This window comes from Pseudoclavibacter sp. AY1H1, assembly GCF_002931055.1.
In the GTDB taxonomy this organism is placed as follows: Bacteria; Actinomycetota; Actinomycetes; order Actinomycetales; family Microbacteriaceae; genus Pseudoclavibacter.
Genome location: NZ_PSXX01000001.1, coordinates 239,820 through 255,913, shown reverse-complemented (window position 1 = coordinate 255,913; position 16,094 = coordinate 239,820). Strand labels below are relative to the sequence as shown.

Below are 16,094 nucleotides of genomic sequence, written 5' to 3'. Positions count from 1 at the left end.
GGGAAGGACCCCTTCTCGGCGCACCTGGATCAGCCTATCAAGAAATCCCCAGGCAGGAGTGCACTTCTGGCCTCCAGGCGGAACTTTTCTACTATTTGTCGTCGCCGGGCAGTCGAACGTCGCTGACGTTCCCCATGCGGCCGCGCACGACGCAGACGACATCGACGACCACGGTCGCGATCACGGCGACGACCAGGCACAGCCAGAGGGTGAAGAGGTGCACGATCGGCAGGTCCCTGATGAGGAACAGCGCGCCGAGGAAGACGATGAACTTGAGGATCCAGGCGCCGAGGATCGTCGCCATGAAGAAGATCTGATCGAGGTGCGAGGCGAGGATCACGGAGACGACCGTGATGCCGGTGAAGAGGAGCGTGATGGCAGCGGCGAAGAGCGCGCTCCAGAGTCCGTTGATGCCGACCGCGAGGAAGCCGATGGCGCCGCCGAGGACCGCGACGGCGATCGCGACGACGACGGACCACTTCAGGATGCTCTTGAAGATCGGCACAGAGGTGGGGGTCGTGGAGGAGTTCATGCGTCCATTCCGGATTCGGGTGCTGCTTTGAGCAGCGAGGCGTTTGCTTCAGCCAGCTCGTCGTGGGGGCTCTCTCCCGGCGCTTTCTGCGCCCGACGCTCGAGAGCCTTCCGTCGGCTGATCGGTGCCATGGTGGCGAGTGTGCAGGCGACGAAGCCGACGACGACGAAGCCGATGACGACGCCGATGGGGATCGAGATGAGATCGGCCGCGAATGCCATGAGCGCGCCAACGGACACGACCGCGGTCCAGGAGTAGAACACGACGACCGCCCATCGCTGGGAGTGGCCCATGTCGAGCAGCCTGTGGTGGAGATGCTTGCGGTCGGCCGTGAAGGGAGACTTGCCCGCCCTCATCCGCCGGAAGACGGCGAGAGAGAAGTCGAGCAGCGGGACGATCAGAACGGCGAACGGGATGATCATGGGCAGGAAGGCCGGCCAGAGTTCCGTCCGACTGATGGTCTGCGGGTCGACCTCGCCGGTCACGGCAACCGCGCTGGCAGCCATGAGGAGGCCGACGAGGAGCGCTCCCCCGTCCCCCATGAACATCTTGGAGGGGTACCAGTTCAGCACGAGGAAGCCGAGGCAGATGCCGATGACGATGGCGGAGAGCAGCGCCCCCATGGTGAAGCGGCCGGTCTGGCCCGCGAACTCGCTGAGCACGTAGCTGTAGACGAGGAAGACGCCGTTGGCGATGATCGCCACACCTGCCACGAGGCCATCGAGGCCATCGATGAAGTTCACCGCGTTCATGACGAGGACGACGGCGAGCACGGTGATGGCGATCGACATCCACTGCGAGCCGACCGTGATACCGCCGATCGGCAGCGATGTGATGGCGACTCCCTGCCAGGCGAGGAGGATGGCTGCGAGGACCTGCCCCGCGAGCTTCGTCATCCAGTCCAGATCGATGAAGTCGTCGATGACCCCGATGAGGACGATGAGGGATGCGGCCCCGACGAGTGCCCAGATGCGCCCCGGCTGCTCGAAGACGAGGGAGAAGAAGGGGATCTGGGATGCCGCCGCCAGTGCGAGCAGCATGCCGACGAACATCGCGACACCGCCGAGGCGCGGCTTCGGGGTCGTGTGGACGTCGCGCTCGCGCACCGGCGGATACCACTCGAAGCGCATGGCGAGTCGCCAGACCACGTAGACGAGCACGAGCGTGACCAGCGCTGTGCCGACGACGAGGGCGAGATAGATCCGCACGCTAGGACTCGTGCCCCGCTGCCGGCTCTGCTCGCGAGCGGGTCTCCTCGGCAGGCTCGGCGTCCGGCGAGCTGAGCGCGACGGTCTCCCCGCTCGGGTCGCCCGCGGGTTCGACGGCGTCGAACGGCGCCAGCTTGTCGCCGAGCACCTCCTCGATGAGTGCCCGGGAGAGAGCCCCCTGCCGAACGATGCGCGCTGGCTCGCCCCGCGTGAGCGGCGTCGCATCCACGATCGTCGATGCCTCTCCCCCGGCAGGGCCGCCGTCGAGGAAGACTCCAACGGCATCCCCGAGCGCTGCCAGCGCTTCCTCTGCTGTCGTGGCCGCCGGCTCACCGTGCTTGTTCGCGCTCGAGACCGCGAGCGGCCCCGTCTCCTTCAGGAGTTCGCGAGCGAGCCTGCTGTCGGGGATGCGCAGGGCGACGGTGCCGTTCGTGTCGCCGAGGTCCCACTGCAGCGATCCACGGGCCTGCAGGATGACGGTCAACGGCCCTGGCGCGAAGCGCTCGAAGAGCTGACGGGCGAGGGGATGCACGTTCTCAGCGAGCGCGTCGAGCGTCTCGTGGTTCGCGACGAGCACCGGCGGCGGCGTCGCCCTGGTGCGCCCCTTGGCGTCGAGGAGACGCTGGACCGCTTGCGCCGAGAAGGCGTCTGCGGCTATGCCGTAGACCGTGTCGGTCGGCATGACGATGACCTCGCCGCTCGCGATGGCCGTGCGTGCCGCACGGACCGCTGCCAGGAGGTCGAGTGAGTCTGTGGTGGCGTAGATCTGTCCCATTCTTCGTCACATGATAGCCGGGCGGCCGGAGTCATCCTCGTTCGACGCGGAGCGGACGGCAGATGTGATGCGGTCACGGCCGGTGAAGTCTCTGGCGGTCGCTGCGCTGCGGAAGCCCGCGCTGCCGAAGATCTCGCGAATCTCTGCACCCTGGGTGTCCTCGTGCTCGACGACGAGGACGCCCTCTGGTCGGAGGGCAAGGGCAGACCAGGTCGCGAGCTTCCGGATGAAGTCGAGGCCGTCCCGGCCCGAGTAGAGCGCCACCTCGGGGTCGTGGTGCCAGACCTCCCTGCTCTCCGGGCGGTTCGCCGCCGGTACGTAAGGAGGGTTGGAGACCACGAGGTCGAGCGACCCCGACGGGAGCGCCGCGAACATGCGGGCGGCGTCCCCGAAGAACGTGGCCACCGCCCCCTCGCCATAGCTCGCGACGTTGGACCGCAGCCAGGGCCAGGCGGCACTGGATCGCTCGATCGCCGTCATCCTGATGCCTCCGTGGAGGCGAGCCACGCCGAGCGCGACGGCCCCGGTGCCGGACCCGACGTCGACGCCCGTGAGCCCCGCCGGTGCCGGACCTGCGCGGCCGAGGAGTTCGACCGCAGCCGTGACCAGCGATTCCGTCTCCGGGCGCGGGACGAACGCCCCGGGTCCCACCGCCAGCTCCATGTCGATGAACGGAGCCCGTCCGGTGACATGCTGGAGCGGTTCGCGACGCGCACGACGCGACGCCGCCTTCGTCACGGCCTGAGCGTCCCCCTCGGACACCTCGCGACCGAGAAGCGAACGCATCTGCACCTCGCCGCGGGGGACGCGCAGCACCGCTGCGAGGAGGATGTCCGTCTCGGTGCGTTCGTCCGCGATACCGGCCGCCTTCAGCTGTTCGCGAACCCGCTTCCGCAGCTCGTCCATGTGCAAGATCATGGGTAGAGTCTTCCGCACATCGACTCGCGGCGTCATCCACAGCATTCGCGAGGGAGATGATTGGGACGATTGCCGCGGGCGGACGCAGCCAGCGACTCCCACGAAGTTCACACAGCATCCCAGAAGGGCACGAAGTGACTGGAAAGATCTACAACGACATCACCGAGGTCGTCGGCCGCACCCCGCTCGTCAAGCTCGGCCGCATCAACGACACCGGCGCGAACATCCTCGCCAAGCTCGAGTTCTTCGGTCCTGGCTCCTCCGTCAAGGACCGCCTGGGCCTTGGCATCATCCGCGCAGCTGAGCAGAGTGGCGAGCTGCAGCCCGGTGGGACGATCGTCGAGGGCACGTCGGGCAACACGGGTATCGCGCTCGCCATGCTCGGCGCCTCCCGTGGCTACCGCGTCATCCTGGCGATGCCCGAGACCATGTCCATCGAGCGCCGCCAGCTCCTGAAGGCCTTCGGCGCGGAGCTCGTGCTCACGCCAGGCCCAGAGGGCATGCGCGGAGCCGTCGCACGCGCCAAGGAGATCGTCGCCGAGACGCCTGGCGCGATCCTCGCCCGACAGTTCGAGAACGAAGCCAACGTGGAGATCCACCGCGAGACGACGGCGGAGGAGATCTGGGCGGACACCGACGGCGAGGTCGACATCTTCGTCGCCGGTGTCGGCACGGGCGGCACCATCTCCGGTGTCGGGCAGGTGCTCAAGGAGCGCAAGCCCGACGTCAAGATCGTGGCCGTCGAGCCCAAGGACTCGCCGCTCCTCACGGAGGGCAAGGCCGGGCCGCACAAGATCCAGGGCCTCGGCGCGAACTTTGTTCCCGATGTGCTCGACCGTGACGTCATCGACGAGGTGCTCGACGCAACACTCGAGGACAGCATCCGCGTCTCCCGCGCACTGACCTCGACCGAGGGCATCTTCAGCGGCATCTCGAGCGGAGCGAACCTCTGGGCCGCTCTCGAGATCGGAAGGCGTCCGGAGAACGCAGGGAAGAACATCGTCGTCATCATCTGCGACACCGGCGAGCGCTACCTCTCGACGGTGCTCTTCGACGACCTGCGCGACTAGCGAGTGGCAACGGCAGCTCCTCGTCGAACGCCGGCACCGCATGGTGTCGGCGTTTGGCGTCGGGTCAGGGAGGACATCGCGGCGACGCGGAAGAACGACCCGGCGGCCCGCTCGAAGCTCGAGATCGTCGTCAACTACTCGGGACTCCACGCCCTGTGGCTGCACCGCGCGGCCCACACGCTCTGGATGCGCCCTGGCACGAAACTGCTCGCGCGCACGCTCTCGCAGTTCAATCGCTTCGCGACCGGTGTCGAGATCCATCCCGGTGCCCGGATCGGCCGCAGAGTCGTGATCGACCACGGCATGGGCATCGTCATCGGCGAGACGGCGATCGTCGGGGACGATGTCCTCATCTACCACGGCGTCACGCTCGGAGGCACGTCGGGTCATCGCGTCAAGCGGCACCCAACGGTCGGAAGCCGCGTCCTGATCGGAGCCGGGGCGAAGCTCCTCGGCAACATCACGGTGGGCGACGACTCGCGAGTGGGTGCGAACGCGGTCGTCACGCGCGACGCACCGCCCAACTCCGTGCTGACGGGGGTTCCGGCACGCATCCGCCAGCGGACCTCCGCGGAACAGGATCTGGTCGGATACTACGAGATCTAAAAGATCTCAAAGGTTCGACCCGAACCAGCGGGATGCATCGGCCTGTAGAGGTCTAAGCACTGCGGACGTCTCCGCGTTGCAGACAGAGAGACGGCGACCAGCAGATCTGCTGGTCGCCGTCTCGCGTTGCGGTGGTGCGTCTAGTCGTCGTTGCCGGAGAGCGCCGCGAGCCGGGCTTCCTCGTCGGCAGCGATGGCCGACTGGATGACCGGACCGAGGGCCCCGTTCATCACGTGGTCGAGGTTGTACGACTTGTACCCCGTCCGGTGATCCGCAATGCGGTTCTCCGGGAAGTTGTACGTGCGGATGCGCTCGGAGCGATCCATGGTGCGGATCTGGCCGGAGCGGGCTTCCGACTCAGCCGCGGCGATCTGCTCCTGCTGGTGAGCGAGCAGCCTCGCGAGCAGCACTCGCATGCCGGCGGCGCGGTTCTGGATCTGGCTCTTCTCGTTCTGCATCGACACGACGATGCCGGTCGGGATGTGCGTGATGCGCACCGCCGAGTCCGTCGTGTTCACCGACTGGCCGCCAGGGCCTGAGGAACGGAAGACGTCGATCTTGAGGTCGTTCGGGCTGACCTCGATCTCCTCGGGCTCATCGACCTCGGGGAAGACGAGCACGCCCGTCGTCGAGGTGTGGATGCGGCCCTGCGACTCGGTCGCCGGCACCCGCTGGACGCGGTGCACGCCACCCTCGTACTTGAGGCTGGCCCACACACCGAGTGCCGGGTCGTTCGCATTGCCCTTGATGGCGACCTGGACGTCCTTGAAGCCACCGAGGTCGCTCTCCGTCGAGGAGATGATCTCGGTCTTCCAGCCGCGCTGCTCCGCGTAGTGCGAGTACATGCGGAGGAGGTCGGCGGCGAAGAGCGCCGATTCCTCGCCGCCCTCACCGCCCTTGATCTCCATGATGACGTCGCGTCCATCGTCGGGGTCACGCGGGATGAGGAGGCGGCGGAGCTTCTCCTGCGCGACGCGCAGGTTCTCCTCCAGCACGGGAACCTCTTCCGCGAACGACTCGTCTTCCTTCGCGAGCTCTCGCGCCGCCTCGAGGTCGTCCTCGAGCTCGGCCCTCGAGGCGTCCGCCGCGAGGATCTGCGCGAGCTGCGCGTAGCGCCTGTTGACCTTCTTGGCGCGCGCCGGGTTGGCGTGCAGCTCGGGGTCGGCGAGCTGCTCCTGCAGGTCTTCGTGCTCGGCGCGAAGCTGCCGAACGGAGTCGGCCATCTCGTGTCTGGCCACGACTACGCCTTGGCTGCGCGGATGGGCTGCTTCGCGACGGAAGCGAGGAACTCTGCGTTGGTGGTCGTGCTGGCGACTCGTGCCAGGACGGCTTCGAGCGACAGGAGCGCGTTGCCTCCCGTGAGCCCACGGCGGATGCTCCAGGTCGCTTCGACTTCCTGCGGCGTGAGCAGCTGCTCCTCGCGGAGCGTCTGCGAGTGCGAGATGTCGATGGCCGGGAAGACGCGCTTGTCGGCGATGTCGCGCGAGAGGCGAAGCTCCATGTTCCCGGTTCCCGCGAACGACTCGAGGATGGTGTCCTCGGTCTTGGAGCCGGTGCCGATCATCGCCGTGGCGAGGATCGTGAGCGATCCGCCGTTCTCGACGTTCTTGGCGGAGCCGAAGAAGCGTCGAACGGGGGTGAGCGCGGACGCGTCGACGCCGCCGGGCAGGATGCGTCCGGATGCGGGTGCCGCGAGGTTGTAGGCGCGGCACAGCTGGGTGACGCCGTCGAGCAGCACGACGACGTCGTGGCCGAGCTCGACGAGGCGCTTGGCTCGCTCGATGGCGAGTTCCGCGACGGTCGTCTGGTCGTCGGCCGGGAGGTCGAAGGTGGCCGCGACGACCTCGCCCTGGATGGTGCGCTGCATGTGCGTCACCTCTTCGGGACGCTCGTCGATGAGGACGACCATGAGGTGCACGTCTGGGCTGTTCTTCGCGACGGCAGCTGCGACCTGCTCGAGGACGATCGATTTGCCCGACTTGGGCGGGGCGACGATGAGGCCACGTGTGCCCTTGCCGATGGGCGCGAAGAGGTCCATGAGTCGAGTCGCGACGCGATCTTCGCTCGTCTCGAGACGGAGACGCTCCTGCGGGTAGAGCGCGGTCAGCGAGTCGAAGTCGGGACGCTGGCGCGGCTCCTCCGGCGACTGGCCGTTGATGGCGTCGAACCGGACGATCGCGTTGAACTTCTGGCGGCCGTGCTGGTTCTCGCCCTCGCGCGGCTGGCGGATGGCGCCGACGACGGCGTCGCCCTTGCGGAGCTGGTACTTCTTGACCTGCGCGAGCGACACGTAGACGTCGTTGGGTCCCGGGAGGTAGCCGCTGGTGCGGACGAAGGCGTAGTTGTCGAGGACGTCGAGGATGCCGGCGATGGGCAGGAGGACGTCGTCGGCTGCGATCTCCGGCTCGGTGTCCTCAGCGCCTCCGCGTCCGCGCTTGCGGTCGCGGTAGCGTCCGCCGCGGCTGCGGCGCTGCTCGTCGGTCTCGTCGTCGGACGGAGCGTCCTGGGCCTGCGGGGTCTCGGGACGGCCCTGTGCCTGCTCGCCGCCGCGTCCGCGAGAGCGTCCGCGCTGGCGGCGTCCGCCCTGCTGCTCGTCGTCCTGCACGTCGCCGCTCTGCTCTGCTGGCGCCTCATCCTGCTTGGCGGCCGGCTCAGCGTTGTCCGTGCCCTGCTCGTTGTCGGCTCCGCGACCACGGCGTCCACGACCGCGACCGCGCTTGCGCTGGCCGGCGCGGCCCTGGTCCTCGTCGCGTGCGTCGTCCTGCTCTGAGGCTTCGCCGCGGGCGGGCGGGAGGACGAGGTCGTCGAGGGACAGCTCGGGGACGCTCGGGGCCGAGGACTGCTCGGCCTCGGAGACCTCGGATGCCGGCGCCTCGGTGCGGTCGTTCGCCGTGCGGTCGTCCTCGGTGACGGCCGGTGTCTCATCGACGACGAAGGTCGGCGCTTCGGCCTCGGGGGCGGAAGGCTCGACGGGTGCCGAGTGCTCCTCAACCGCTTCGGCCGGAGCCTCTGCGGCGACCGTCTCGGGCTCGGCGCTCGAGCGTGCGGCCTCGATGGCCTCGATGAGTGCTCCCTTCCGCAGGCTGCGTGCGCCGCGGATCTGGAGTCCGGCGGCAAGCGCCTGGAGGTCGGCGACCTTCATCGAGGTGAGCGGGGCTTCCTGCCCCGCAGTTGGTGTTGTGTCAGTCATCTGCTGTGAGTCCTTACCTCTACCGCGTTCTGCGGTGTTCAGATCGAGCGAGCGGGACTTCTCACACACTCTGAACCACATCGACAGAAATCGAGGGGGGTGCGTACTCCGCTGCTCGGAGAGTTGAAGCTGTCGCGCTGTGCCTACACCGAGAGTGTGGCCGCGTCGCCCGACAGCACCTCAACTGTAGCACCGAGGAAATCAACGGCGGGCATGATGGCGTTCCACTTCGTCTGCGTGTTGGCCTCGGCGACGGCGGCCGCCTGCAGGCGCTGCTCGGGGCTGGAGCACAGCACGAGGACGCTCGGGCCCGCACCGGAGACCACGGCGGGCAGCCCCGCGGCGCGCAGCTCGGCGACGAGGCCGCTCGTGAAGGGCATCGCGGATGCGCGGTAGCTCTGGTGGAGCCGGTCCTCCGTCGCCTCGAAGAGCAGCTCCGGGCTCTGCACGAGTGCGGCGACGAGCAGCGCCGAGCGGGAGAGGTTGAAGATCGCGTCGGCGTGGGGGACGCTCTCCGGCTGGAGGCTCCTGGCGAGCTTCGTCGACATCGTCTCCGTCGGGATGAGCACGATGGGCGAGACGCCACGGTGCACGAGCAGCTGCTTGGAGCGCGGGCCGTTCTCGCCGACCCAGGCGATCGTGAGGCTGCCGAAGAGGCAGGGCGCGACGTTGTCGGGGTGTCCCTCGAGCTCGGTGGCGAAGCGCAGCAGCGTGTCCGCGTCGACATCGACGTCGTTCGACACGAGCGCGGCAGCCGCCATGACGCCGGAGACGATGGCGGCGCCGGATGAGCCCATGCCTCGCCCGTGCGGGATCGTGTTGACGGCGCTGATGCGCAGCCCGGGCAGCTCGTAGCCCAGTCCGTTCAGCGTGTGCTCGATAGACTGCACCACGAGGTGCGAGGCGTCGCGGGGCACGCTGTCCGCCCCCACTCCCTGGACCTCGATCTCGAGCACGCCGCTCGGCGCGCTCTCGACGACAAGCGTGTCGTACACGGCAAGCGCGAGTCCGAGGGTGTCGAAGCCCGGACCGAGATTGGCGCTCGTCGCGGGGACCTTGACTTCGACGCGACGCGCCTGTTCGACCTGCTTCATGCTGCGACTCCTAGGCAGAGGACTGTTGCGATTGGATTGATATCGATGGGCATGACGGCCGACGGGGTGCCGTCGGCGGCGTCGAACCGCCCTGCGTTAGAGCGCGCCCTCGACACGGAGCACCCCGGAGACCCGCCGTGATGCCTCGTGCTCGGCGAGCGCCTGCGCAAGCGCTGAGAGCGCTCGCTCGGTCGCCGAGTGCGTGCCGATGACGAGCGTGGCGCCCCGCTCGGCCTCGCCGGTCGATGGTGCGCCGGAACCAGCCGTCGCATCGCCCGAGTCGGCGCTGCGCTGCTCGAGCGTCGAGACGGAGACGCCGAAGTCGCTGAAGACCTTCGCGATCTCGGCGAGCACGCCTGGACGGTCGTGCACCTCGAGGATGATCTGGTAGCGCGTGGTGATCTCGCCGACGTCGAGGACGGGCAGGTCGGCGTGCGTCGACTCGCCGAGGCCAGGGCCACCGTTGACGCGTCGACGGGCGGAGGAGACGAGGTCGCCGAGCACGGCTGACGCGGTCTCCACTCCCCCGGCGCCGGCGCCGTAGAACATGAGGTCGCCGGCTGCCTGCGCCTGCACGAAGACGGCGTTGTTGCCGCCGTGCACCGACGCGAGCGGGTGCTGCGCGTCGACGAGCGCGGGGTACACGCGCGCTGAGATGCCCTCGACTCCGTCGGCGGTCGTGACGCGCTCGCAGATCGCGAGGAGCTTCACGACGAAGCCCGCCGCCTTGGCGCGCTCGATCTGCTCGATCGTGATCTCGGTGATGCCCTCGCGGTGCACGAGCTCGACGGGGACCTCGGTGTGGAAGGCGATGGAGGCGAGGATCGCCGCCTTCTGCTGGGCGTCGTAGCCGCCGATGTCGGCCGTCGGGTCGGCTTCCGCGTAACCGAGGTCGGTGGCGATGCGCAGCGCTTCCTCGAGCGAGTCGCCGCGTGTGTGCATCCGGTCGAGGATGAAGTTCGTCGTGCCGTTCACGATGCCGAGGATGCGCTCGACCCGGTCGCCCGCGAGGCTGTCGCGCAGGGGGCGGATGATCGGGATGGCGCCGGCGACGGCGGCCTCGTAGGTGAGCTGAGCGCCGACGCGCCTTGCCTGGTCGAAGAGCTCGGGGCCATGCGCCGCGACGAGCGCCTTGTTCGCCGTCACGACGTCGGCACCCGTCGACAGCGCCAGGGAGATGAGGCCCTTCGCCGGGTCGATGCCGCCCATGAGCTCGATGACTATGTCGGAGCCGAGGATGAGCCGCTCCGCGTCGTCGGTGAAGAGCTCCTTCGGCAGATCCACGTCGCGCTTCGCATCGACGTTGCGGACGGCGATACCGGTCAGCAGCAGCGGAGCGCCGACACGAGCGGCGAGCTCGTCGGCGTTCTCGATCAGGATGCGGGCGACCTGCGACCCGACGGATCCCGCGCCGAGCAGGGCGACTCGGATGGGTCGGTTCTGGTTCATCGGTTCTCCTCGGTTACGGGCGCTCATCGGTCACGGCAGCTGGGAGTCCCGCGTCTCTGGCAAGCAGATCGGCCACGGACTCCGCACGGATCAGCGTGCGCGCCTCGCCGTCGCGAACCGCGACGACGGCCGGTCGGCCGATCATGTTGTAGTTGCTCGAGAGCGACCAGCAGTATGCGCCGGTCGCTGGCACGGCGACGAGGTCGCCAGGGGCGACATCGCTCGGAAGATAGTCTGCCAGAACGACGATGTCGCCGGACTCGCAGTGTTTTCCAACGACACGAACGAGCGCTGCGTCGGCCGCGGAGGCCCGCGAAGCCAGGCGAACGCTGTACTCGGCCTCGTAGAGGGCCGCCCTGACGTTGTCGCTCATGCCGCCGTCGACGGAGACGTAGAGTCGCTCGGCACTGCCGCCCTCGTCGAGCGGGACTCGAACGGTCTTCGTCGTCCCGACCTCGTACAGGGCGGTCCCGGCGGGGCCGATGATGGTCCGCCCCGGTTCGAAGGCCATGTTCGGCACTGCGACGCCGAGCCTCGAGCAGGCCGCTGCCACGTGGGAGGCGATGTGGGAGGCCATCGTGCGGATGTCGGTGGGCGTCTCGCGCGGCAGGTAGGCGATGCCGTAGCCACCCCCGAGGTTCAGCTCCGGAACCGGTCCCCCTTCGAGGAGGCGAGCGTGGACTTCGACGAGGCGGTCGGCGGCCTCGCCGAACCCATCGGCGTCGAAGATCTGCGAGCCGATGTGCGAGTGCAGGCCGAGGAACTCTAGGGAATCGTGCTCGCGGATGCGCGCGACGAACGCATCCACCTCGTCGAGGGGGATGCCGAACTTCTGGTCCTCTCGGCTCGTGGCGAGGAACTCGTGTGTCGAGGCGTGCACACCGGAGTTGACGCGCAGCCTCACGGGCTGCCGAACGCCCGCGGCCAGGGCGGCCACCGCGACGCGGTCGAGCTCCTGGGAGCTGTCGAGCACGATCGCCCCGATACCGGCGGCGACGGCGATGCCGATCTCGCGCGTCGACTTGTTGTTGCCGTGGAAGCCGATGCGTGCGGGTGGTGCGCCCGCGGCGATCGCGAGGGCGAGCTCGCCTTCGCTGCAGACGTCGATGGCGCAGCCCGCCTCGAGCATCCAGCGGACGACGTCGGCGCTCAGGAACGCCTTGCCCGCGTAGTAGACCTTGGCGGTGACGCCGAGGGGCTCGAAGGCGGCGGCGAAGGCGGCGACGGTCTCCGCTGCACGCGCGCGGGCGTCGACCTCGTCGACGATGTAGAGCGGCGTCGCGAACCGCTCCGCAAGCGCTCGGACGTCCATGCCCGCGATCTCGATCGCCCCGTCAACTGCTCGGGCGGCGTTCCTCGACCAGACGTGGGAGTCGAGCTCGTTGAGATCCGACGGAACATCGAGGTCGGCGGGCGCCAGGGGGCTGGCAGCCGTCTGGCGGGTGGCGTGGGGTTCGTGGAGAGCTTCAGGCACCAGAGCATGCTATCGGCTGGCCCCTCGCCGGAACAGGCGAGAGGCCCAAGCGCGCACGCGGCCGGACTACAGGCAGTCGGCCACCGCGGGCAGCTCGCTCAGCTGCGCGCCGTCGACCTTCCACGAGAACGAGATCGCGTCGCTGGAGACGGTCGCCTCGGTGACCTGCGCCTCGAGCTCCGAGTCCGCACAGGTCGGCACCTCGACCTTCTCGTTCGAGCCGAACGGGATGCTGGTCCCGAAGAGCGTCATGCTGCTGTCGCTCGTCACGAAGAGCTTGCCGTCCGTCGCCTCGTAGCCGAGCTCGGACTCGACCTTCACCTGCCACTCGCCGGTGCCGCTGATGGCCTCGATGTTGATCACGTTGTCGCCGTAGCTGATGGTCGTGTCGTAGGAGTCGGTGTTGATCTCGCTCTCCTCGCCCTGGAGCGCGGCAGGAACGCCGTCGAGGACGTCGGTCGAGACGACGAGATCGACCGTGGTCGAGTCCACGGGACCTTCGAGCGACGCGTCGATGCCCGTGAGGTCGATGCCCACGGTGATGTCGCCGTCGCCCTGCGACGTCATGGTGGCGTGCTCGATCTTGCCGGTGAGGAGCTGCGCGAGGACGCTGAAGCCATCCACCGTGACGGCGTACTCGCTCGGGGCCGCCGCCTCGCCGTAGTTGTCGATGACGATCTTCCCCGCCTGCTCCTCGAGTGCGCTCGTGACGTTCCCCCGGGCCACGGCCTCGCCCACGACGAGACCACCGGCGATCACGACGACACCGACGCCCGTCCAGAGCCACCATTGCGCGTACCAGGGCCGAGGCCTCTTGCCCTGCGGGGGCTGGCCGCCCTGCCACGGACCCGGCTGCTGACCGTGCGGCGGCTGACCGCCCGACTGCGCGTACTGCTGTGGGGCGCCGCCGTGCTGCGGCTGGCCGAACTGCTGCGGCCGCTGCTGCTGGCCGTAGCCCGGTCCTTGCGGCTGCTGCCCGTAGCCGGGCTGCTGCGAGGGCTGCGGGTACCCGGAGCCCTGGCCGTACGGGGGCTGCTGCTGGGGTGCTTGGCCGTGTCCGGGCTGCTGCGGCTGGCCGGGCTGCTGTCCGTACCCGGGCTGCGATGCCTGCTGACCGTATCCGGGATGCTGGCCCTGCCCCGGCTGCTGCCCGAAGCCCTGTCCGTTCGGCGGCATGCTCATCTCAGTTCTCCAGTTCTTCGGCGGCCGGCCGACGTCGCGCGGAGTGCGATCCGTCGAGCGCGTCGGGGCGGCCTCGTCGGCACGGACCCCATCGTCGCAGCTCGAAACTAGTCGCGACAGGTGGAGAACTCCCCGGAATCCGGGATCTCGGCAGAGAGTGCGATGTTCCTCGCCTCGACGCCGACCGTGAGCATCCCCTCCGCGATGCGCAGCTCGGACACGTGCAGACCGGCGGGGAGGTAGTCGGCGGTGCAGATCGGCACCGCGAACTCCGCGATGTCAGGGAGCGCCTGCGTGAGGGCCTGTCCAAAGGCCGTCCCTGACACCTCGACGTCCGTCGGATCGATGATCACCTCGCCATCGACGAGGCGCAGCTGCGCGTCGACGGTGAGCGTGCCCGTGAGGCCCAGGATGGAGACCGTCGACCGGTAGGACAGCTCGTCGTCGCCGAGTTCCAGCGACGCATCGGTTCCGGGGAGCGCGGCAACGCCCTCGAGGGTCGCTTCCGGCACGTTGAGCGTGCCCGTGAGCATCTCGGTCCGCATCCCGTCGAAGATGTGCACGCCGTACGCGTCCACGGTCGCCGCCAGGTTCAGGCCGTAGGCGGTGAGCTCATCCGCTGACACCGTGACGTGGCTCGCCCGACCGGTGGCGAGCTGCCACAGCGTCGAGAAGCCGTGCACGCGCGCGCTGACCTCACCGTCCACCCCGGGCGGGAGCGTGTCCTGCACCTGCTGGGCGATGCGATCCTGCGCGACGAGGCGAACCCCGACGTCGAGGCCGACGAGCAGCAGCAGGGCGCCGAGCAGCCAGAGCGAGGCCTTGACCCAGCTGCGTGCACGCGACGTCCGCAGGAGCTGGATGCGCTCCTCCGGCGGACCGAGCGCGGTCACGTCCGACTACATCCGCTCGGGAGCCGAGACGCCGAGCATGGTGAGTGCCGAGCGCAGGACCGTGCTCGTGGCGTCGTTCAGCCACAGGCGGGTGCGGTGGAGGTCGGTGATCTCGTCGTCCCCACGCGGGATGACACGGCAGCTGTCGTACCAGCGGTGGTAGAGGCCAGCGAGCTCCTCCGCGAAGCGCGCGACGCGGTGCGGCTCGCGCAGCTCGGCGGCGGCCGCGACGACGCGCGGGAAGTCCTGCAGCGCCCCGAGGAGCGCCGACTCGGACTCGTGGTCGAGCAGCGACGGCTCGAAGACCGAGCGGTCGACGCCGGACTCGGCGGCGTTGCGTCCGACCGCGCAGGTCCGGGCGTGCGCGTACTGCACGTAGTAGACGGGGTTGTCGTTGGTGCGCTGCGCGAGGACGTCGAGGTCGATGTCGAGCGTCGAGTTCGCCGAGGAGCGCACGAGCGCGTAGCGGCCCGCGTCGACGCCGACGGCGTCGACGAGGTCGTCGAGCGTCACGATCGTGCCGGCGCGCTTCGACATGCGCACGGGCTCGCCGTCCTTCACGAGATTCACCATCTGGCCGATGAGGATCTGCAGGTTGACGCCCGGCTGGTCGCCGAACGCCGCGACCATCGCCATCATGCGCGCGACGTAGCCGTGGTGGTCGGCGCCGAGCATGATGATGCACTGGTCGAAGCCACGCTCGCGCTTGTCGAGGTAGTAGCCGATATCGCCGGCCATGTAGGTCGGGCTGCCGTTGGATCGAACGACGACGCGGTCCTTGTCGTCGCCGAACTCGGTGGTGCGCAGCCACTGCGCACCGTCCTGCTCGAAGATCTGGCCCTGCTCGCGGAGGCGCTCGATGGCCCGCGAGACCGCACCGGACTCGTGCACCGAATCCTCGTGGAAGAACACGTCGAAGTCGACGCCGAAGTCGTGCAGCTTCTGCTTGATCTCGCCGAACATCTGCTCGACGCCCTTGGAGCGGAAGACCTCCTGCTGGGCCTCCCGGTCGAGCTCCGCGATGCCCTCACCGTAGGCCGCGGCAACCTGCCCGGCGATGTCGCTGATGTAGGCACCGCCGTAGCCGTCCTCCGGAGTGCCCTCGCCGAGGTACGCCGCGAGGAGCGACCGCGCGAAGCGGTCGATCTGCGCCCCGTGGTCGTTGAAGTAGTACTCGCGCGTCACGTCGGCACCTGCCGCCGTGAGGACGCGGGCCAGGGAGTCGCCGACGGCCGCCCAGCGGACACCGCCCATGTGGATGGGGCCCGTCGGGTTGGCGGAGACGAACTCGAGGTTGAGCTTGACGCCGGCGAGCGAGTCGCCATTGCCGTAGGCCGATCCGGCGTCGACGATCACCTTGGCGAGCGCGCCCGCCGTGGCCGTGTCGAGGGTGATGTTGATGAAGCCGGGTCCCGCGACATCTGCACTCGCCACCTGGGGGTCGAGGATCAGCTGTTCGACGATGCCGGAGGCCAGCTCACGCGGGTTGGTGCCGACGCGCTTCGCGAGGCGCATCGCGATGTTCGATGCCCAGTCGCCGTGGTCGCGGTTGCGCGGCCGTTCGAGAACGATGTCCGTCTCGGGGACGGTGATGCCCTCAGCGCCCTCGAGGGGCGCGAGCGCGGCGTTGACAGCGGTGGTGAGTGCCGTGACGAGAGCTGGAGAAGTCATAGGCCTCCCATCCTAGAGGCGCTCGAGGGCCG

The 16,094-nt window shown here is 68.9% G+C and carries 14 protein-coding genes; 2 read left to right on the top strand and 12 right to left on the bottom strand.

The window, feature by feature from the left end; genetic code table 11:
* Nucleotides 1-91 precede the first annotated feature (91 nt).
* From C5E05_RS01180 to prmC, 4 genes are read right to left on the bottom strand one after another with little or no spacing between them, the layout of a single operon-like run.
* A complete protein-coding gene (locus C5E05_RS01180) occupies nt 92-532 on the bottom strand; it encodes a hypothetical protein (protein ID WP_104241495.1) in 441 nt (146 codons plus the stop codon).
* Complete coding sequence (locus C5E05_RS01175) at nt 529-1,740, bottom strand: MraY family glycosyltransferase (protein WP_104241496.1); 1,212 nt, start codon at nt 1,738-1,740, stop codon at nt 529-531. The genes C5E05_RS01180 and C5E05_RS01175 overlap by 4 nt, the downstream gene beginning before the upstream one ends.
* Nucleotide 1,741: 1 nt before the next feature.
* Nucleotides 1,742-2,515 carry an L-threonylcarbamoyladenylate synthase gene (locus C5E05_RS01170; RefSeq protein WP_104241497.1) on the bottom strand — a complete coding sequence of 258 codons (774 nt, stop codon included), beginning with the start codon at nt 2,513-2,515 and terminating at the stop codon, nt 1,742-1,744.
* A 6-nt stretch (nt 2,516-2,521) separates the two neighbouring features.
* Complete coding sequence (prmC, locus tag C5E05_RS01165; RefSeq protein ID WP_181059281.1) at nt 2,522-3,433, bottom strand: peptide chain release factor N(5)-glutamine methyltransferase; 912 nt, start codon at nt 3,431-3,433, stop codon at nt 2,522-2,524.
* 134 nt (nt 3,434-3,567) lie between these two features.
* Here prmC and cysK point away from each other — a divergent pair, with 134 nt between their 5' ends.
* Both cysK and cysE read left to right on the top strand, forming a co-directional pair.
* Nucleotides 3,568-4,503 (top strand): cysteine synthase A, encoded by a 936-nt coding sequence (gene cysK / locus C5E05_RS01160; RefSeq protein ID WP_258064732.1) that lies wholly within the window; start codon nt 3,568-3,570, stop codon nt 4,501-4,503.
* Nucleotides 4,504-4,506: 3 nt separating this feature from the next.
* Complete coding sequence (gene cysE, locus C5E05_RS01155) at nt 4,507-5,109, top strand: serine O-acetyltransferase (RefSeq protein ID WP_104241500.1); 603 nt, start codon at nt 4,507-4,509, stop codon at nt 5,107-5,109.
* Between the two features lie 140 nt (nt 5,110-5,249).
* Here the strand turns inward: cysE and prfA are convergent, their stop codons facing one another.
* The 8 genes from prfA to argS form a co-directional block, all read right to left on the bottom strand.
* On the bottom strand, nt 5,250-6,332 hold the full coding sequence (gene prfA / locus C5E05_RS01150; RefSeq protein ID WP_104241501.1) for a peptide chain release factor 1: 1,083 nt from the start codon (nt 6,330-6,332) through the stop codon (nt 5,250-5,252).
* A 17-nt stretch (nt 6,333-6,349) separates the two neighbouring features.
* Nucleotides 6,350-8,299 carry a transcription termination factor Rho gene (gene rho / locus C5E05_RS01145; protein ID WP_104241502.1) on the bottom strand — a complete coding sequence of 650 codons (1,950 nt, stop codon included), beginning with the start codon at nt 8,297-8,299 and terminating at the stop codon, nt 6,350-6,352.
* 143 nt (nt 8,300-8,442) lie between these two features.
* A complete protein-coding gene (thrB, locus tag C5E05_RS01140) occupies nt 8,443-9,393 on the bottom strand; it encodes a homoserine kinase (RefSeq protein ID WP_104241503.1) in 951 nt (316 codons plus the stop codon).
* A gap of 96 nt (nt 9,394-9,489) precedes the next feature.
* Nucleotides 9,490-10,842: a homoserine dehydrogenase gene (locus C5E05_RS01135; RefSeq protein WP_104241504.1), complete on the bottom strand. Its 1,353-nt coding sequence runs from the start codon at nt 10,840-10,842 to the stop codon at nt 9,490-9,492.
* A 13-nt stretch (nt 10,843-10,855) separates the two neighbouring features.
* Nucleotides 10,856-12,316, bottom strand: a complete 1,461-nt coding sequence (lysA, locus tag C5E05_RS01130; RefSeq protein ID WP_104241505.1) for a diaminopimelate decarboxylase — start codon at nt 12,314-12,316, stop codon at nt 10,856-10,858.
* A 66-nt stretch (nt 12,317-12,382) separates the two neighbouring features.
* Nucleotides 12,383-13,498 (bottom strand): LmeA family phospholipid-binding protein, encoded by a 1,116-nt coding sequence (locus C5E05_RS01125; RefSeq protein WP_104241506.1) that lies wholly within the window; start codon nt 13,496-13,498, stop codon nt 12,383-12,385.
* Nucleotides 13,499-13,605: 107 nt separating this feature from the next.
* A complete protein-coding gene (locus C5E05_RS01120; RefSeq protein ID WP_104241507.1) occupies nt 13,606-14,391 on the bottom strand; it encodes a DUF2993 domain-containing protein in 786 nt (261 codons plus the stop codon).
* A 6-nt stretch (nt 14,392-14,397) separates the two neighbouring features.
* A complete protein-coding gene (gene argS / locus C5E05_RS01115; protein WP_104241508.1) occupies nt 14,398-16,062 on the bottom strand; it encodes an arginine--tRNA ligase in 1,665 nt (554 codons plus the stop codon).
* Nucleotides 16,063-16,094 lie beyond the last annotated feature (32 nt).